Source organism: Commensalibacter papalotli (ex Botero et al. 2024), from assembly GCF_947179115.1.
In the GTDB taxonomy this organism is placed as follows: Bacteria; Pseudomonadota; Alphaproteobacteria; order Acetobacterales; family Acetobacteraceae; genus Commensalibacter; species Commensalibacter papalotli.
Map to the genome: position 1 here is coordinate 99,280 of NZ_CAMXCI010000004.1, position 18,828 is coordinate 118,107.

Here is an 18,828-nt window from a genome sequence, read left to right on the forward strand (position 1 = left end):
GAGAGAGGCTATTAATTATAATTTCAATTGAGTTTCCATATATCGTTTTACGAAGATTTAATAGCATCGTGTTTGCTTGAAAAAGAACCAAAATAAATCGTAAAAAACAAGCAAATAAAAATACAAAAAATACCAACCCATCCAAGCAAAGACACATGTTCATTAATCAACGTAATCGCCAAGAAAATAGCAACAACTGGTTTAAATAACGTTAAAGTGGTTGCAATACTTGCTTTCACTTTGCGAAGACCATAACCAAAACAAACATGTCCCAAAAACATAGGGATACATCCTATATAAAGCCCCGTGAATAGATTATGCCATGAAGTTAATAATGGTCTACCTGTTATGAATAACAATGGAAGCAATAAAATTCCTGAAATACCCACACAGCTTGCCACGACAACATTAGAGGGAATATTCTTTTGAATAAGATGCTGTGCAATCCATGAATACAGAGCATAAGCAAACCCTGCAAATATACCTAATACAACACCCACTATCAAATATGGATAGCTTTGCAAATCATGGACAGAATTTTTCGATATTGCCAATAAAATAATACCGATCACTCCTAATCCAGCACCAGCGATTTGATGGTACGTAATACGTAATCGACTTATAACGGCTTCAATAACAATGGACATAATCGGTGTAGAGCCAATTGTAACACTGTTCCCTATAGCAACCCCTGATAAATGCATAGATGTGTAAAATACCAATGGATAAACAGCCAAAGCGATGCTGCTAACAAGAATTAAAAACCAATATTGCCGAATAATATTATAATTTTTTCGAATAGCATTATGGTTAAAAAGAAATTGCAATATTCCACTTAAAACCATAGCAACAGCACCAATAGCCAGGGGACTAACTTGTGGGGCAAAAGCCGCAGCCACCCCTGTCGTCCCCCATAAAGCAGATGCTATCAAAATACACAAAATTCCAGAAAATTGATATTTTTGATCAGAATTCATGATGTATAATCAGTATGTTGTTTATTTATGAATATCAGCTTTCATTTCTTCCAACATCAGCGTCATAGAGGCTTTGGCCCAGTTTAATGGCGTAATCGGACTTGGAGCTTCCCAAAGCTCTCCTTTATCTGCAATAAAATTATAGCTTTCTGGCAAAGCCATTGCTGCTACTGGTTTTGCATTTGCACCGATCATATTCGGCCCAGTAATTTGTGCCAAAGCATGATTCATAGAGCGAAATGCCAATGCTTTGTAATGGGGATTTTTATTTTCTTTATAAACCATCAAAGCAGCCTTTGCATACCAAGAATCAAAAAACCATTGTGCCTCGGTTCCTGGGATAAATTGTTTTTTTCGTTCTGCGTGACTAGCACTGTCCGTATCGGTTTTAATATTATGAAACCAGAAATTAGCAGACTGATAATTATCATTAAAATAACGACGAATACCAATATCGCCCATTAAAGGTGCCACGATATCTAACACTTGTTCTTTTTGTTTAATCGTTAAGCGATGCAAACGAGCAGGATAAATTAAATTCAATAATGCTGCATCAGCCTGACGATAACGGGGATCCGTTTTAGGATAATCAGGGGATTCCCCACCCATTGCTAATTGTTTATCAATTCGTAAATATCCCAAATCAACCAAACGCAATAAATTTTCAGAATTGATAAAATGTTCTAATTTAAGGGTTTTAGCACGGTCTTGCAAAGACTCAACAAAAGGCTTTTCAACATCTGATGGTTTGGCAATCATTTTTTGTAGGTTTTCTAGAGCAGATGTTACCAATGCTACAGAAGACGTATTTAACCGCGCGTCCTCTTCCCATGCACCAGAATCTTCCATTTGATCAAAACGCGCTTTATCCAAATACCCTACTAAATAAATTAATGCATCCAAACGCTTATCTTTATTCCATTCATCAGCTGTAATTTTATGATCTTTGACTTCTTGCAACGTCGTATCCAAGAATAACCCCAAAGCATCATTTTGTTTATGAGTCCAGGGCTGCGGTTTACCCTTTTCTTGTACATCTTCAAATTGTGCGGATGCACTGTTAAAACGTATATGGGGCACATTCATTTGACCATCTTTATCATTAACCAACGCAGGATTAAGAATAATGGATTTCATTCTGTCAATTTGATGAGACGTTGCCATGTAATCCCACAAAGTTAACAAGACTTGATGTGCTTCAGATCTTGTGTCTGCTTGACTATCCAAGGCTAAATACCCCCAAACACTATCTCTTAACCAAATTGCATCATAATTGGTTTCAGATGCCATATCCTGAGAAGCAAAACTGGCCGCTTGTACAAATGTCCCCCAAGGATGTTTCGTCACGGCAATTTGACGTGTTTCTTGAGTCATTTTAATAATGGCATTTAATGATACCTCGTCGTACTGATTTTTTAAAAGGGGAATGACCGATGGAGAATGCACAAACAAAGAATAAGGCTGTACATCGCCTTGGCCTGCAAACATAATTACACTATGCGCTGATGATTTTTGCAATTGTTGTACGTATTTCGAATATACTAAATCTGATGAAACTTGATCAGATTTAGCCATTGCAAAAGAAACAGTTCCTATCAATCCAGAACAAGCCAACAACAATCCAAGTGTTTTACAAGGCAATAAAATTCTTTTATATTCCACCGTTTTTCCCCTTTAATATGTTTGTTTTATTGACAAAATTTACTTTAAATATGCTCTGCCTTTTTAGAAAACAAGTCAATATAAAAGCATGTTATGCCATGATTAATTCCTTGATCTGCCATAAAATTTTAAACTTAATTTAATCTATTATTCGTTATCATTCTTCAATTTTTAAGGGGAAAATCACAAAATATTTAACATGAAATAAAGACCTATCCTTATTTTATATGATAGCGTTAGCAATAAGGTCTTAATTTATAGACCATACATATATAACTAAGGAAAAGATCATGAGCTTTAATAATAAAACAATTATCATCACTGGTGGTGCCAGTGGTATTGGCAAAGCAACCGTCGAACAATTTTGCAAAAAAGGTGCCAATGTTGTTATTGCAGATTTAAATGATAAAGAAGGACAAACCCTATCCGATAACCTTAATAAATCTGGGCATAAAACCCTCTTTGTAAAAATAAACGTAACCAGCGAAAATGAAAACAAGGCATTAATTGAAAAAACTGTAAAACATTTTGGTGGTTTGGATATCGTGTTTGCTAATGCTGGCATTGCTAATGATGGCCCTATTGATAAACTCGATTTTAAACATTGGCAAAAAACAATTGATATTAACTTAACGGCTGTTTATTTATTAGACAAATATGCCATCGAATATTGGTTAAAACAGAATAAACCTGGCGTTATTGTCAATTGTGGCTCTATTCATTCATGGGTAGGAAAACAAGGCGTTACAGCCTATGCTGCCTCCAAAGGTGGTGTCAAATTATTAACTCAAACTTTGGCTATTGACTATGCCGCCAAAAATATCCGCGTTAATGCGGTTTGCCCTGGTTATATTGATACACCATTATTAAGTACACTACCTCCTGATATCAAACAATCCCTTGTAGATTTACACCCCATTGGTCGCTTGGGAAAACCAGAAGAAGTTGCCAATGTTGTTGTATTCCTTGCCAGCGACGAAGCAAGCTTTGTTAATGGAGCGGCCCTTCTTGTCGATGGCGGTTATGTCGCGCAATAAAATAATACATATTTGAATAATACTTCAATTAGGAACGGAAATAACTTATATTTTACTTTCTAATTGAATATAAATTCATCAATATTACTAATAAAACTCTAATTAAAATTACCTTTTTATATTTATCGATTACAATAATATGATTTTTTAAATTATTACTTACTCTTTATTATATATTTAATGCTTTAAGTATAATAAAGGAAACATACATGAAAAAAGCTTTTGGTGCCTCTATTTTCTCTATCACTATCTTGATGTCATTACATAATAATGTTGCCCTTGCAAATGTAGTACAACCACCAGAAACAAGACAAAGTGTTAAGGCTAATGCTGGGAATGGGTTCTACTATCCCGCCAACCGATGGGCATATCAACATATGCAACAACTCTATCCATCTGCCAACATAGATGGCCAACATTATTCAACTGGGTTACCAAAAACACCTCAAAACCTAGACGATCTGATCGTCAAAGACGGAAAAGGAAATCACGTCAAACTCACTCAATATTTGGCTGAAACTTATACAGATGCATTTATCGTAGTAAAAAATGATAAAATTATTTACGAAAAATACCTTAATGGACAAAATAACAGATCCCGTCATCAAATGATGTCTGTGACGAAATCCATCAGCTCCACCGCTATTCAACCTTTGATCGATGAAGGTAAAATAGATCCTAATGCAAAAGTCACCCAATATGTTCCAGAACTTGCAGATTCTGCTTGGGCAGATGCAACCGTTCAACAAGTCAGAGATATGTTGGTCAGCCTTGATTATACTGAAAATTATGACGATCCAAAATCAGGATTTAATAATTACCTAAGGGCAATGGGTTTTGCAGCCCCTGATGCTGAGCAAAATGATACAATCGGTATCCATAAATTCCTGCAAGGAATTAAAAAAGGCAAAGGTGAGCACGGAAAAATATTTAATTATGCAACCCCCAATACTGATGTTCTATGTTGGATCGCTCAAAAAGCCTCTGGGAAAAGTGCTGAAACCTTGATTGATCAAAATCTGTGGTCAAAACTATCAACGATACGGGACGCCTACATCCTTGTTGATCGTCAAGGACAAGCTTTCTGTGGTGCAGGATCTAATGCCACAGCAGTTGATTTAGCCAAATTTGGAATGATTATGGCAAATGATGGTAAATTAGGAAACCAACAAATTGTCAGCAAAAATTATGTTGATGAAGTTATCAAAGGTGGTTCTAAAGAAGCATTCGATAACAGCCATTACGCCCATTTTGAATCAACTAAAGGGTGGACATATAAAGATCAGTGGTGGATCAGAAATAACCCTAATCATGCTTTTGCCGCTGTAGGTATTTACGATCAAATCGTTTATGTTGATCCAACAGCAAAAGTCGTAGTCGTAAAACAAAGTTCCAGAAAAGTAGCTGAAAAAGACGATGACGATACCGCTGTATATACTGTTATTGATACAATTATTAGCAAATTAGATCATAAATAAGCTGTTAAAAGCAAAATACATATATATTATAGATTAATTTATTGTATCTTGATTTATATTTAGAGTGATAAAATATCAAATTTTTATCACTCTTTATTGATTATAAAATATATACAGTGCGTTTAATAAAAACTACAGAACATATTTGGTAAAATTATACGGGTGCAACTATTATGAAGACACCCATTACATCTATATTATTGATATTTTTGTTTCAAATATTTTTTACTGCTGCAGCTGTCTTATATTTATAGTAACGCTTAGGATTTTTATCATCATCCACGACACTATCCATTCCTGAAAAATTAGGATCAGCAGAAATATCTGTATCTATAACCAACTTTCCTTCTTTGTTTTTAGTATAAGCACGCATTTCATAAAAATCACAATAAATACCCAAATTACGAATTTCCCAATTTTGCATTACGAATATATAATTTTCCTTATGGATCTGAGAAAAAAACACTGAAGCAATCTCTACACAAGCTCCATTCTCCTCATATTCATCAACTTTTTCTTTTTAAAGTTTATTATCTTTTTTATATTCTAACATGAAGGCAACCGTCTGACAGCTATCATCAGGGGTTGCATCATTTTCTTTTTCAAAATAGATTTTACCCTCTGAGTATAAATTTGTTTTAAATGGGCCTTGAATAATCTCATTAGGTGAAACTTGAGCATAACCAAGAAAACTATAAATTAAACCAGCCAAAAAAAGTTGAATACACAATTTAACCGTTACAAATTTTATTCTCGCTTTTGACTATTTTTTTCAAAACAGTACAAAATGCAACACTATATTTTGTAAACATAAAGATATAGATCAAACCTTTATAAACAGTATTAAAACTAAAAAATTGTTTCTTATAATTTTTTTCACAACCTTAATAGTTTGATTGATCTATTACTTAAATAATTCATCTTCATCTGTATAAATAACAACTATTTATTCGCCTTATTTTAATCCTTACAAGACTCTCTTATGTCATGTCTATTTAAATCAAAATATCAGAAAACAATTCCTATTCATTCATCACAATTCGATTTATATTACCGCCATAAGTAATGTGAGTATCCATTGTGAATAATATTTTCAATTTCATTAATCAATTTTTTGCTTTATTAGCACCAATTACCGATGCCATTTGGGATTTTCCAACCAATATTGGTTGTTATAAAATGATCCCTATTTTAGGACAATTCTCCTTTCCTGTTCTTTTACTCATTGGTGTTGGAATTTACTTCACCATTCGCACTCGCTTTATTCAACGACACAGCTTTGGTCCTGCAATAAAAATAATGTTAGCCAGACAACCATCTAAACAAGGAGTCAGTGCTATCGGGTCATTTATGCTTGGGTTGGCTATGCGTGCAGGACCAGGGAATATTGTTGGCATTACAGGAGCCATCTCCATTGGCGGGCCAGGCGCACTCTTTTGGATGTGGGTCGCGGCCTTTTTTGGAATGGCATCTGCGTTTACAGAATCAGTATTGGCGCAACTTTTCAAAGAGAAAAAAGGTGACGAATTTGTGGGTGGCTTACCTTTTTATGGAAAACGTTTACTGGGAAATAAACGTTATGTTGGGTTATTTTTATCCTGTGCATTTATAACCTACGCACTGTTTAATATTCCAGCACAAACCTTTAATGTTTTCTCTGCCATCAGCAGTATAGCACAAGCAGCAACAGGTCAGCATTATAGCCATCAATCCACATTATATTATACGATTGCAGTCATCTTGGTCGTGGTATGCACCTTTATTATCTTTGGTGGCATTCGCCGTGTGGTTGCGTATTCTGATGTCCTCGTCCCTATCAAAGCTGTTATTTTTATTGGCATATCGATTATCATCATCGTGATTAATTTTCCTTTAATTCCTTACTTTTTCCGTGAAGTCGTGGTCGGAGCCTTTGCCCCTCATGCCATTTTTGGTGGAGCCATCGGTACTGCCCTTGCGCAAGGTGTAAAAAGAGGTCTGATGTCCAATGAAGCAGGTCAAGGAACCATCACGATGGCAGCAGCTATTGCCAATAACCGTCACCCTTGTGAGCAAGGATTAGTGCAAAGTTTTGGGGTCTTTTTTGACACGATGGTGATTTGTACAATGACGGGCTTTATCGTCATTATGGCACATGTATGGACTGGCTCTGTTGACGGTGTGATGTGGGAGTCCGTTAGAGCTTCAAAAATCTCACTCTATTTGATTTCCGTTAAAACACTGGTGCCAACATCCCTCGCCAAGAGTGTTGAGATCATTATGTGTGCATGTTATGGATTATTTGCATTTACAACATTATTAGGCATGATCTCATTCGCCGAGATTTCAGCCAATTTCATTTCCAAGAAGCATGGCTTTATTATAGTCATTCGCATTTTGGGATCGTTGGTATTTGTTCCCTTTGGAATTTTAACCATCTTGGCTGGTCTAGAGCTGGGTAATTTATGGTATATCTCTGACCTCATGAATATCATTATGGTTTATATCAATATTCCTCTGTTACTCTTGGGATTACCGTTTGTATTAAAAGCATTAGCTGATTATCGCAAAAATAAAGTAACAGCATTTAACTCTGAAGAATATGGGTTTACGACTGAATGTTGGGATGGGAAAAAGGATGTGAAATAACTTAGGGAATATTAACCTCACCTATTATTCAAAATGATAGTATTTCTTCATCGAAATTTATATTATTCAATATATTAATCCAACACTATCAAAGTAGGTTTTAAATGTCAGAAAGAGAAAAAACATTCCGTGAGGAACTGGATAAGTTAATTGAAGAAAGTAACACATTATATCAAGCTATACAGGATGAATACAAAACTGTAGATACTTGTTTTCAAGAAACATTTTTTAGACAACACTACCAACAATGGTATTCTAAAGCTGATATTGTTATTAAAACTATTTTACCTAGCAGATATGACGAATTTATATCATGTTATAAATATCAAGACACAAGAGATAAGACTGAGACCATCAAACTATAGAATACAAGATGACTTACACAATAAATTATTTATAAAAGATACAAGCCACTTAGTTTTTGGAGCTTCTACCTATTCTAAAACTCAACAAGAATTTCCAACAGTATCCCCCTATTTTTACCAACAACTCAGCATATTAAAAGCTGCGAAAGAAATACTATCATCTAAACTACTTGACCTAAAAGCTCTTGTACAAGCAGATTTATTTGATTCTGAAATAGAAGTTGCAAAAGAGCTTGCTAAAAAAGGTTTCTTAAGAGGTGCTGGTGCTATTTGCGGTGTTATTATTGAAAAACATTTACATGCGCTATGTGAAAGGCACGATCTTCCAATTGCCAAGAAAAATCCTGGAATAAATGATTTATGTGCAGTGCTAAGAAGTAATGATATTATAGATGTCCCTCAAGAAAGACACATCATGTCTTGTGCAGATATTCGCAATCTATGCGACCACAACAAAGGAATAGAACCAACTCAAATTCAAATTGATAATCTTCTTATCGACACCAAAAGAGTCATAGATACTATTTACTAAACATAACGATAAAAGGCCATCATAAAAAGCTCACTCAAAATCATATTAAAAGCGAGCTCATATTCAATCTACACACCCAACATCAAACGAATATTCTGTATTGCTGCACCAGAAGCACCTTTACCCAGATTATCAAAAATTGCTGTTAATACCACCATATCTTGACGCGCATTACTATGTACACGCAATTCCATTTTATCAGTCAGTGCCAATTGATCGCCTGATAATTTTTCTGAATCTTCATTAACAAAAGAAACCTTTTCTGCATTGACATAATGGCGTTGCAAGCAATGTTTAATATCATCCATACTGGCCCGATTAGACAAAATATCCAGATGCAACGGAACAGAGACAATCATCCCTTGAGCAAAATTCCCTACAGAAGGAACAAATATAGGTTCACGGCTTAATCCTGCGTAATGCACAATCTCTGGCAAATGTTTATGTTGTAAATTTAAACCATACAGCATAAAAGGCGGTGCATTTTTTTTCACTTCATACGAAGCAATCATTTGCTTGCCCCCACCACTATACCCACTGATGGCATTGATCGTCACAGGATAGTTTTTATCCATGATCTCTGCTTGCACCAAAGGGTGCAGCAACGCAATCGCGCCACTGGAATAACAACCAGGATTAGCAACCAAAGGTGCTTTTTTAATTTTCGCTGCTTGATCTTGATCCAACTCTGCAAATCCATAAACCCATGCTGGATTGGTTCTGAACGCAGTGCTTGCATCTAAAATCTTTGGCTGATGCCCTGACAAAGACTGAATAGCAGCCACAGATTCTCGTGACGCATCATCAGGCAAGCATAAAACCACCAAATCCATTTGTGCCATCATGTCTAAACGGACATTCATATCATGGCGTTTCTCAACGGGAATAGAGCATACTTGCACAGGCAATTTTTCTAGTCGTTGACGAATGCCTAAACCCGTTGTTCCATATTCACCATCAATGAAAATCTTTGGCATTTTTGACATCATGCACCTTTGACTTTAAATAAATTGAATTTTAAATATACACAATAAAAAAGGCGGTGAAAAGTTTGACCTTTCCCCGCCCCTTTGAAATACAAAACTGTAAATCTTAACGTTTGCTGAACTGGAAAGAACGGCGAGCTTTTGCTTTACCGTATTTTTTACGTTCAACAACACGTGGATCACGTGTCAAGAATCCAGCAGCTTTCAATCCACCGCGTAATTCTGGCTCATAGTTACAAAGCGCACGGCTTAAACCATGGCGAACTGCACCAGCTTGACCAGAAAGACCACCACCGCTGACGGTACAATAAATATCGAATTGTCCAAGGCGATTTGCAACTTCGAAAGGTTGGTTAATCAACATGCGCAAAACTGGACGAGCAAAATATACATCAACAGCACGACCGTTTACAGTAATTTCACCTTTACCAGGCTTAATCCATACGCGAGCAACTGCGTCTTTACGACGACCTGTTGCATACGAACGACCAAATTGGTCACGTTTTGGTTCACGAATAACAGTTTCTTGTGCCAAAGGTGTATTTACAACAGCCTCTTTAAGATCTGCCAAACCACCAGTACGTTCTTGTGTTTCTGACATAATTCTTAGGCTCCAACAGCTTTGTTAATAGTGTTTTTGCGATTTAATGCAGCAACATCCAATTGTGTTGGTTGTTGTGCTTCATGAGGATGAGTTTCCCCAGCATAAACATATAAGTGTTTCATTTGTTTACGTTGTAATGGCCCACGGCTGATCATACGTTCAACAGCTTTTACCACAACGTGATCGGGATTTTTACCAGTCAAACGTTGAGTAATGCTACGTTCTTTAATTCCACCAGGAAAGTTAGTGTGATAATAGAACTTTTTTTGCTCAACTTTTTTACCAGTTAACGCAATTTTTTCTGCATTAATAACAATAACATGATCACCACAATCAACATGTGGTGTATATTGTGCTTTGTGCTTGCCACGAAGGCGATTAGCGATAATAACAGCAAGGCGACCTAATACGATGTCTTTTGCATCAATAAGGATCCAATTTTTTGTTACTTCCGCTGGTTTTATCGAAATGGTTGTTTTCATTAACTCTAAATTCCGTTAATTATCAGCATTATGAATTAAACCTTGTTTTAGCGTAAGAAAGGATTTCGTCAAGCAATTTTTAAAAAAATATTAATTTTTATTGTTTTTCAGTGCTTTTTAGCGCGGTATCCTGATACCCTATCTTTAATTTTTCCTTATAAATCAATGTGAAACCCTTATGAATCTGTTCTTTTCCCTTCCACAAAAAATACATGTTATCGGTGCTTCTGGACGATCTGGTTTGGCTTTGATCAAAGAATTACAGAATCATGGCTGTACTGTCATCGCTTTGGTCAGATCTCCAGAAAAGTGGCAACAAACAAATATTGACTGCGAATTTAGGATAATTGATTTAAAAGGACCATTGAGCTTGTTAACAAGCGCTCTACAAGATGCCACACATATTGTTAGTACAGCTCATGCTCGTCATGCATCTATCATTATAAAAGCTGGCCCCAAAGAGGCAACTTATATCTTTTTAGGCAGCACTCGTAAATTTACTAAATGGCCAGATTCGCATGGCAATGGCGTGCTTGTTGGAGAGCAAGCCTTTTTAAACAGTGAGCGCGCAGGCATTTTTTTACATCCCACGATGATTTATGGCAGCCAAGGAGAAAATAATGTTCAACGCCTAGCTAAGATCCTTAAGAAACTGCCTGTTATTCCCTTACCCAATGGTGGCAAAGCCCTTGTCCAACCTATTCACCAATCTGATGTAACGAAAGCAATTTTATCAGCTTTATCCAAAGACTGGAAAGAAGCAAATAGCATTGTAATAGCTGGCGGGTCAGTCATCTCTTATAAAGAATTCATACAAGTTATAATGTATCATGCCGGAATTAAGCCAAAAGCTTTTATTCCCTTACCTATTTCCTTGTTAAAAATAGCAGCATTTTTTACGAAATTTGTTCCATTTATTCCTACTATTGAACCTACAGAAATCCAAAGACTAGTCGAGGATAAAAATTTCGATATTACAGAAATGGAAAATAAGTTGAGCTTTACACCGATTCCTTTTTCAAAAGGAATAGAACAAACAAAGCTATAAAACTTTAAAGGGAAAAAAGATGGGGCGAACGACGGGGATCGAACCCGCGACCACTGGAACCACAAACCAGCGCTCTACCAACTGAGCTACGTCCGCCACAATCTGAGAAACCATTTACTATATTTCTCAGGTTGTCGTCAATTGTTTTTATTAAAAAATATAAACTCAAGATAATTATCATGATAAAAGTTGTCTATCCGCTAAACAGATAGCCCTTATCATTAGATATTTAGCTAAATAAACTATGAAAATTTAAGTATTTTCACTTAAAATTTGTTGATAAGACTTACCACCAGCTAACTGATCTTTAACCATATTTAACCATGCAGTATCACTATCTGTAGCTGAACGTCCATCAATTTTTTGCAGTAACTCTTTAACCGCATAATCACCTAGAATACCATGAGCTTCTTTTGATAAAAGCTGTTGATAGGTCATACCATTACCCAAACCATCTTTCATGGCGTTCAACCATCCACTATCACCATCCGTAGCTGCACGACCTAGTATACTACTCATTAATTGCTTAGCCGCATAATCACCATGATAACCATGCGCATGCTCAGATAATACTGATTGATAGCTTCTACCCTCAGCAAATCTGTCTTGTGACCAAGTAATATCTTGTTCAGAAGGATTAACACCCATATTCGTTAACATATTTACAACAGCTTCACGGACTGATGGACCAAAGGCAAAATCATTACGAATATCAGACATAGTATATTGAGGCGTATATGTAACCGTTGTATTACCTGTATGGCCACTAGAAGCCCACCCTGTTGATCTCGTGACTTGACACAATTTTTCTTGTTGAGCACTAATAGTGTCATTATTTACATCATAACCCAACATTGCTTTATCCATTTGGGCAATACGATTATATGCTTCTTGTGTATAAACAACTTTATGTAAAGCTGAATAAACCGATTCGTGATTTGCTGTAATTGTATTTACAAAAGCAGTCATTTCTTTTGATGTTGCTGGCCGACCCAAAATATCTGGATAAACACTATTCGCTAATGAAATTAAAGCACGAGCTTCGATAATAGCTGCAAAATCAGGAGGACTCATAGCACGTTGCATTGCTGTAGAGTTGCTATTGTCCACACCAACATTTAGAATTTTGTCCTGATTATTACTTGATGTTAAGGCCGTTGTATTCATCTCATTACGCAATAGATTTGTCGTCATATGCGACAAATCTTTTTGATACCAATCATTCCCTGATTTTAATGCTGTAATTTTTTGTGCCTCGGCAGTATTATCGCCGCCTGTTATAAGGCATATGTTCTTCTGATGGTTTGCTATCTACAAGAACGATTGAACCTGCTGTTAAATCTGGTGTTGATTGATGCACCGCAAGTAAAGTAGTATCTGACATTATGCACTCCTAAATAAAATAATCATTACGTTCAAATTATATATTTCATAATTAATCAATCACTTTCTTATTAACAGCACCGCAAAACTATCTTTCTGTAATAATTAAAGACAATTTTGCAACATTTATTCATAAAAAAAGCTGTAAAAAGATAAATATCGCTATCCTTTTACAGCTTCTGAAATACTATATTATTCCTTATAATCCGTATCTAACTATCCATACTAGAAATCAATCCGTGCTGTGACTTTGAAATACCGTCCTGGTTGGCTGTAAAATTGTTGACGCATGCCGCTTGCTGATTGTCCAATTGGTAAAGAGGTTGCATTATAATATTTTTTATCAAACATATTATACATCCCTGCTTGAATTTTCAGAGGTTTATAGAATGCAGGGCGATACCAACCTGTCAAATCAAAAAGCACATATCCTGGCGTATTCCACTGTTTGCTTGGAGTACCAGTACTGGTCATATATTTTGCATTGTCTCGTGCAATCGCAAACGTACTGGATAGATCACTTCCCCAATTTTCTTGTTTATAGCCAAAACCAACAATACCACGGAAAGGTGCAACAGAAGCCAGATTATAATCCATATCGGTATCTCTTCCCTTCGTATAAGCGAAAGATCCCCAGCTGTGCCAATGTTTATCAAATTCCCAATTAACATTTGCTTCTAATCCATAGATCCGCACAGATTTCAGGTTTGTATACCCAAAACATTGCATATAACTACATGGGGTAACCCCCATCATATCGATGAAGTTTTTATAATAATTGTCATAAAACGCAACATTAGCCCCACGTTTTGAATCACCATATTTTAAACCAACTTCCCATCCACGACCATTTTCTGCTTTTAGATTAGGATTGCCACTCGCAGAATAAAAAGGAGCAGTACTATAAGATAAATACTGCTCTGTTGCCGAAGGCGCACGATAAGATTGTGAATAAAGCGCATATGCCGTCAATTTCTTTGCCACTCTTGCCTCTGCCAAAAATTTTGGAGAATAACGAGAACCGCTGGCACCTGATGATGAGCCTGTATAACCTGGGTTATTTTGATAGTCTTTTGTATCGTGAGGATCTCTTTTATAATAATCAAACCGAACACCAGGGGTTAAGTGCAACCAATCATTTTTACCCAAAGAGATCCTATCTTGCAACATGGCACTTAAATCCGTACCATGAACATCTGGCATATCAGCATAATTATTATGTACAAATGGACTGGGGGTTGCACGCCAACCACGTTGCTTTTGACTTGTATCAGATAAATAAGCCTCTCCACCAAATGTAATCGCATGATGCACTGAACCCGTATAGGCATTCACGGTCGCAGAACCCAAAGCACCATAAGTTTGAGTATTCAGCTTCAAATCCTGCCATACATTACTTGCGGGGCGTTTAGAATTATAATTTGTTGTATTCGTCATGGTATTTTGATCTTGCCAATAGGCCGTAAAATGCCCTTCACCGAAAAGATCTTTTGGATTTTCAGCAATATAATCATAATTCGCACTAAACCGAGAGCGTTGGTTTTCTGTATTCGTATGATAATCTTGTCCAACAGCTGTTTGAGAGGTCAATGTATGTTCATGATTATTTAAATCATACCATTCCCCCGTAAGGTCTAAACGATGTCCACCAGAAAAATAATGCCTTATTTTACCCAAAAAGCTACCTTGGACATAATGTGCAGGATTTGCCTTGGTTCGGTTTTTCCCTTGCCCACCTGTTTCGCCTCTATTGCCAGTTTCGCTGCCATTTTGATAACCACCAGATAATAAGAATAACGTATTTTTATATCGTGCAGCAAAAGATTGATTTAAAATTGCAGCCTCTTTTTGCCCAGCATAAGTTGCTTTTGTAGAATTCCCGAATGTTTTTCCTGGTTTTAAAATATCCTCTGGGTTTAAAGTGCGAAACGCCAAAACACCACCCAAGGCCCCTGTTCCAAAAAAGCTGGAATCGGAACTTTTAATGATATCAATACCGCCCATACTATTAAAGTCGAAATAACCTACCCCACCTTGTTGAGTAGGCGAACCGCCTGCATAAGCACCATCATTCGAAAAAGGTTGTCTTATTCCATCAACGGTCACCAACACACGGTTGCGATCCAAACCACGCATATTTAAGCTGGAGCTATCCTCATTAAAATTAACAGAGGCATCAACACGTCGTGAGAAATCTTCCAAGTCATCAATTTGACGGTCAATTAACGTTTCTCTATTAATTGTTGTGGTTAAAACGCGTGATTTTCCAACATTTGTATAGTCTTTATCAGGATCGACTTTGGCTGCATCTAAGATAGGATCAGACTTTCCTTTGACCACAACTGGGCTAAGGTTAACATTGGTTGCTGTGTCGTCAGAACTTGATTGTTGCGTCGTTAAATCAGACGAACTTTGGGTTGTTTGCGCAAATGCACCAATTGATGTTAGGCATAGAAAACTAGATGCCATTAACCAGGATGCTTGTGTTTTTGCTAAGAAATGCGTTTTCATTTTAATCCACAGATTAGTTTATTTATTAATGAGAATGATTATTAGTATCAATGATTAGCTAAATTATATAAAATTGTCAAATTAAATGAGAATAATTATTAAATTCAATATATATTGCAAATCATTCGCATATACTATAAAGGTTATATGTAATTGCGAATCATTCTTATATTATTATGATTCAAACAAAAAAATTATTTACTTTCGGAAAGCTAAATATGTCAGAAGTTATGGAACCCTTATTAACCTCATCTTTACGCAATCGTACAAAAAGCGTTCATGGAAAATTGGACGAGCATCTTATGGGAATGGGCCTGTTTTCTGACAAAGAAAAATATAAGATTTTTTTAACCCTACAATATTATATTCATCGAGATGCTGATCACTTATATTCAAATTCTAACCTATCAGCAATTATTCCCAATTTGCACCTACGCAATCGTTTTGTAAAAGTCAAAGAGGACATGCAAGATTTAGGTGTGACCATTCCATCTCCTATCCAACCTCCTGTAATTACGAATACCTCTTCGGCGATTGGTTCATTATACGTTGTGGAAGGATCAAAATTAGGGGCAAAATATCTATTACACCATGTTGGAATGATTGGCCTTTCTGATGAATATGGTGCCCGACATTTGGGTGCAGATAGTGAAGGACGTGGTACGTCTTGGCGCAGTTTTCAATCCGCAATCGACAGCGCAAAAATAGATATTCCAGTAGCTGTAAAAGCTGCCGAACAAACATTTGAACGTGTTTTTTCTCATCTTCAAAACATCACTGGGTAAGTCTCAACTTTTACTTATCCGCATCAGGGATCTATGCCTCTTATCATAATGAAACTCACCCTGATGCGGTTTTTTATTAGCTTAATAAAGCCTTTAATTCCTTTACTGTTTATTGGAGAACATTCATGACGCCGATTTCTTTTTCACCATGGTCGATGTTTTTAGAAGCCAATATCGTTGTGCAAATCGTTATGGTCATTTTAAGTTTTGGCTGTTTATTAAGCTGGACTATTTGTATTGCTAAATCAATTGAGCTTTTTATTGTACATAGAAATCTTTATACAGAACAGGTAATCTTACAAAAATCTGGAAAACTAGAAGCAGAGCATATACATAATAAAAAATGTGTTGTTGGTGCAATGATAATGGCAGTACTGGATGAATATCAGTCTTCCAAAGGAATTACCCATGATCTGACAGGGCTTAAAGAACGCATTGCCATGACTTTGGAACGCGTCGAAGCCAGCGAAGGACGCCGTTTATTAAAAGGCACAGGGTTGCTTGCTACTATTGGAGCAACTGCACCTTTTGTTGGGTTATTTGGTACAGTTTGGGGAATTATGAATTCTTTTACAGGAATTGTTGCAGCCAAAGCCACCAGCTTAACCGTGGTAGCGCCTGGTATTGCAGAGGCTTTATTGGCCACTGCTTTGGGATTAGTTACAGCTATTCCAGCAGTGATCTTATATAATATATTCTCTCGGAATATTATGCATTGCAGAGCACACATCGCCGATCTCAGTACATTGATCATGCGTATTGTTTCTCGGGACGTCAGCCAAATGACTGCACAACAAGGCAAAGGGCAAGTTATTCAATTTGGTCTGCGTGCTGCAGGAGAATAATGATGATCCGTATGCGTCATAACGATGAAACTCCTAACGAAGTTAATGACATTAACGTAACACCCTTTATTGATGTTGTCCTGGTGTTACTGATTATCTTTATGGTTGCCGCACCATTAAGTACCGTGAATATTCCTGTTAACTTGCCAGGATCAACAGAAAAAACAACACCATCACCGACTAACCCTGTTTTTCTGACATTAAAAACAGATCAAACCTTATCTATAGGTGAAAATAAAATCAACAAAGATCAATTGGCCGCAGCTTTGGACACCGCAACAAAGGGCAATAAAAATGAGGCAATTTTCTTAAGAGCCGATAAAAAAGTTGATTATGAAAGCTTGATCTCTGTCATGGATCAATTACGCTCAGCAGGGTATTTAAAAGTTGCTTTGGTTAATCTGGCCAAAGAAGGAGCTACACCGTGAGCTCTTTTTTTTTAAATTTTTCTTTTTTTATCAATAAGGTGCCTGATTTGTCTTTTAATCAATGGCAAAGAGCATATCAACAATACCAACATAAACAAGACCGTTTACTTTGGGGAAGCTCCTTAATTGGCAGCTCTTTTTTTTTAATAGGGATTGCTTGGGTTGCGTTTCATATGCCTCATACGCATACGATTGCTTTACCCACAGACACGCCACCCGCAATCACACTTGATTTATCAACGGATCTTGCACCTGCATCTCCTCCTATGGCGGCAACACCAGAACCTCAACCCTTGGAAGAACAAACTTCTTCGATGGATGCACCCCCTGCCCCTTCTCCCGAAATTATTTTACCAAAAACTCAAAAACTCAAGAAAATTCAACCTGTCGAGCATAAACAAATTGCAAAAAAACAGGTTAAACCTATTCAACACCAACCTGTTGCACCTGTTTCCCAGACAACAAATACAACACCTTCAAACTCTCAGTTGCAATCAGCATCAACTGAGACATCCAGTAATGCAAATAGTGCGCATGCATCCTCTCATACAAAAGCATCAATGAGTCCTGCGTCATGGCAAGGCAGTGTATTACAAAAACTTGAACGTTTAAAAAACTATCCTTCTGATGCACAAAATAATAGACAAGAAGGTGTTGCAACAATCAAAATCACCATTAATCGTCAAGGGAATGTTCTATCTTCTAAATTGGCAAAAAGCTCTGGATATTCTACATTAGACAAAGAGGCTGTTGCACTGGCTTATCGTGCCAGTCCTCTGCCTGCAGTGCCCGAAAGTATTAAAGGGAACAATATTACAATTAATGTGCCTGTTGATTTTCACATGTAAGTTGTTTTTTCTATTTTTAACTTACATATGTTATTTTTTATAATGATCAAATCTTCAGGATAAAGCTGAACTGGCTATAAATCACTTTGATCGTTTTTGTTATCATTCATAATTATATATTATGATCTGCGCCCCATAGCTATAACTGGCAAAATGACAATAGCTGGCAAACTACTTCAAACAATCTTCCTATTGGGAATATTATACCTACTATTGGTAATAAACCTTA

At 36.5% G+C, this 18,828-nt stretch carries 18 protein-coding genes and 1 tRNA gene; 9 read left to right on the plus strand and 10 right to left on the minus strand.

Annotated features, from left to right (window positions below; all coding sequences use genetic code 11):
* Window positions 1-47: 47 nt before the first annotated feature.
* Complete coding sequence (locus tag QMN76_RS08370; protein ID WP_282065968.1) at window positions 48-977, minus strand: DMT family transporter; 930 nt, start codon at window positions 975-977, stop codon at window positions 48-50.
* A 21-nt stretch (window positions 978-998) separates the two neighbouring features.
* Complete coding sequence (locus tag QMN76_RS08375) at window positions 999-2,639, minus strand: hypothetical protein (RefSeq protein WP_282023510.1); 1,641 nt, start codon at window positions 2,637-2,639, stop codon at window positions 999-1,001.
* 290 nt (window positions 2,640-2,929) lie between these two features.
* Between QMN76_RS08375 and QMN76_RS08380 the strand changes: the two genes are divergently transcribed.
* Window positions 2,930-3,676: an SDR family NAD(P)-dependent oxidoreductase gene (locus QMN76_RS08380; RefSeq protein WP_282023511.1), complete on the plus strand. Its 747-nt coding sequence runs from the start codon at window positions 2,930-2,932 to the stop codon at window positions 3,674-3,676.
* 209 nt (window positions 3,677-3,885) lie between these two features.
* Entirely contained in the window at window positions 3,886-5,154 is a 1,269-nt protein-coding gene (locus QMN76_RS08385; RefSeq protein WP_282023512.1) for a serine hydrolase domain-containing protein, read from the plus strand.
* Between the two features lie 214 nt (window positions 5,155-5,368).
* On the opposite strand, the gene QMN76_RS08390 is transcribed toward QMN76_RS08385, so the two are convergent.
* Window positions 5,369-5,620: a hypothetical protein gene (locus QMN76_RS08390; protein WP_152534168.1), complete on the minus strand. Its 252-nt coding sequence runs from the start codon at window positions 5,618-5,620 to the stop codon at window positions 5,369-5,371.
* Window positions 5,621-5,674: 54 nt separating this feature from the next.
* Window positions 5,675-5,884 (minus strand): hypothetical protein, encoded by a 210-nt coding sequence (locus QMN76_RS08395; RefSeq protein ID WP_034338350.1) that lies wholly within the window; start codon window positions 5,882-5,884, stop codon window positions 5,675-5,677.
* A 350-nt stretch (window positions 5,885-6,234) separates the two neighbouring features.
* Here QMN76_RS08395 and QMN76_RS08400 point away from each other — a divergent pair, with 350 nt between their 5' ends.
* Both QMN76_RS08400 and QMN76_RS08405 read left to right on the plus strand, forming a co-directional pair.
* Window positions 6,235-7,782: an alanine/glycine:cation symporter family protein gene (locus tag QMN76_RS08400; RefSeq protein WP_282023513.1), complete on the plus strand. Its 1,548-nt coding sequence runs from the start codon at window positions 6,235-6,237 to the stop codon at window positions 7,780-7,782.
* Between the two features lie 297 nt (window positions 7,783-8,079).
* Entirely contained in the window at window positions 8,080-8,679 is a 600-nt protein-coding gene (locus QMN76_RS08405) for a hypothetical protein (protein ID WP_282023514.1), read from the plus strand.
* 68 nt (window positions 8,680-8,747) lie between these two features.
* Here QMN76_RS08405 and argC read toward each other — a convergent pair whose 3' ends face one another.
* From argC to rplM, 3 genes are all read right to left on the minus strand, one after another.
* A complete protein-coding gene (gene argC / locus QMN76_RS08410; protein ID WP_282023515.1) occupies window positions 8,748-9,665 on the minus strand; it encodes an N-acetyl-gamma-glutamyl-phosphate reductase in 918 nt (305 codons plus the stop codon).
* Between the two features lie 106 nt (window positions 9,666-9,771).
* Window positions 9,772-10,266: a 30S ribosomal protein S9 gene (gene rpsI, locus QMN76_RS08415; protein WP_034338361.1), complete on the minus strand. Its 495-nt coding sequence runs from the start codon at window positions 10,264-10,266 to the stop codon at window positions 9,772-9,774.
* Window positions 10,267-10,271: 5 nt separating this feature from the next.
* Entirely contained in the window at window positions 10,272-10,751 is a 480-nt protein-coding gene (gene rplM / locus QMN76_RS08420; protein WP_034338364.1) for a 50S ribosomal protein L13, read from the minus strand.
* 178 nt (window positions 10,752-10,929) lie between these two features.
* On the opposite strand from rplM, the gene QMN76_RS08425 reads away from it, so the two are divergent.
* Entirely contained in the window at window positions 10,930-11,799 is an 870-nt protein-coding gene (locus QMN76_RS08425; protein ID WP_282023516.1) for an SDR family oxidoreductase, read from the plus strand.
* Window positions 11,800-11,819: 20 nt separating this feature from the next.
* Here the strand turns inward: QMN76_RS08425 and QMN76_RS08430 are convergent.
* The 3 genes from QMN76_RS08430 to QMN76_RS08440 form a co-directional block, all read right to left on the minus strand.
* A tRNA-His gene (locus QMN76_RS08430) sits at window positions 11,820-11,895 on the minus strand.
* A 156-nt stretch (window positions 11,896-12,051) separates the two neighbouring features.
* Entirely contained in the window at window positions 12,052-12,993 is a 942-nt protein-coding gene (locus QMN76_RS08435; protein WP_282023517.1) for a hypothetical protein, read from the minus strand.
* Window positions 12,994-13,407: 414 nt separating this feature from the next.
* On the minus strand, window positions 13,408-15,693 hold the full coding sequence (locus QMN76_RS08440; protein ID WP_282023518.1) for a TonB-dependent hemoglobin/transferrin/lactoferrin family receptor: 2,286 nt from the start codon (window positions 15,691-15,693) through the stop codon (window positions 13,408-13,410).
* 218 nt (window positions 15,694-15,911) lie between these two features.
* Between QMN76_RS08440 and QMN76_RS08445 the strand changes: the two genes are divergently transcribed.
* From QMN76_RS08445 to QMN76_RS08460, 4 genes are all read left to right on the plus strand, one after another.
* The gene (locus QMN76_RS08445) at window positions 15,912-16,478 is read left to right on the plus strand and encodes a biliverdin-producing heme oxygenase (protein WP_034339181.1); all 567 of its coding nucleotides are present in this window, start codon (window positions 15,912-15,914) and stop codon (window positions 16,476-16,478) included.
* A gap of 125 nt (window positions 16,479-16,603) precedes the next feature.
* Window positions 16,604-17,323 carry a tonB-system energizer ExbB gene (exbB, locus tag QMN76_RS08450; protein ID WP_282023519.1) on the plus strand — a complete coding sequence of 240 codons (720 nt, stop codon included), beginning with the start codon at window positions 16,604-16,606 and terminating at the stop codon, window positions 17,321-17,323.
* Window positions 17,324-17,325: 2 nt separating this feature from the next.
* On the plus strand, window positions 17,326-17,751 hold the full coding sequence (gene exbD / locus QMN76_RS08455) for a TonB system transport protein ExbD (RefSeq protein ID WP_034338382.1): 426 nt from the start codon (window positions 17,326-17,328) through the stop codon (window positions 17,749-17,751).
* Window positions 17,748-18,599 (plus strand): TonB family protein, encoded by an 852-nt coding sequence (locus tag QMN76_RS08460; RefSeq protein ID WP_282023520.1) that lies wholly within the window; start codon window positions 17,748-17,750, stop codon window positions 18,597-18,599. Before exbD ends, QMN76_RS08460 begins: the two co-directional genes overlap by 4 nt.
* Window positions 18,600-18,828 lie beyond the last annotated feature (229 nt).

Excerpts from the sequence above, each read along its gene's own strand:
- QMN76_RS08440 (WP_282023518.1), bottom strand. The coding sequence starts at position 15,693 with ATGAAAACGCATTTCTTAGCAAAAACACAAGCATCCTGGTTAATGGCA.
- QMN76_RS08370 (WP_282065968.1), bottom strand. The coding sequence starts at position 977 with ATGAATTCTGATCAAAAATATCAATTTTCTGGAATTTTGTGTATTTTG.
- rpsI (WP_034338361.1), bottom strand. The coding sequence starts at position 10,266 with ATGTCAGAAACACAAGAACGTACTGGTGGTTTGGCAGATCTTAAAGAG.
- rplM (WP_034338364.1), bottom strand. The coding sequence starts at position 10,751 with ATGAAAACAACCATTTCGATAAAACCAGCGGAAGTAACAAAAAATTGG.
- exbB (WP_282023519.1), top strand. The coding sequence starts at position 16,604 with ATGACGCCGATTTCTTTTTCACCATGGTCGATGTTTTTAGAAGCCAAT.
- QMN76_RS08385 (WP_282023512.1), top strand. The coding sequence starts at position 3,886 with ATGAAAAAAGCTTTTGGTGCCTCTATTTTCTCTATCACTATCTTGATG.
- QMN76_RS08425 (WP_282023516.1), top strand. The coding sequence starts at position 10,930 with ATGAATCTGTTCTTTTCCCTTCCACAAAAAATACATGTTATCGGTGCT.
- exbD (WP_034338382.1), top strand. The coding sequence starts at position 17,326 with ATGATCCGTATGCGTCATAACGATGAAACTCCTAACGAAGTTAATGAC.
- QMN76_RS08405 (WP_282023514.1), top strand. The coding sequence starts at position 8,080 with ATGACGAATTTATATCATGTTATAAATATCAAGACACAAGAGATAAGA.
- QMN76_RS08380 (WP_282023511.1), top strand. The coding sequence starts at position 2,930 with ATGAGCTTTAATAATAAAACAATTATCATCACTGGTGGTGCCAGTGGT.
- argC (WP_282023515.1), bottom strand. The coding sequence starts at position 9,665 with ATGTCAAAAATGCCAAAGATTTTCATTGATGGTGAATATGGAACAACG.
- QMN76_RS08445 (WP_034339181.1), top strand. The coding sequence starts at position 15,912 with ATGTCAGAAGTTATGGAACCCTTATTAACCTCATCTTTACGCAATCGT.
- QMN76_RS08435 (WP_282023517.1), bottom strand. The coding sequence starts at position 12,993 with ATGACGACAAATCTATTGCGTAATGAGATGAATACAACGGCCTTAACA.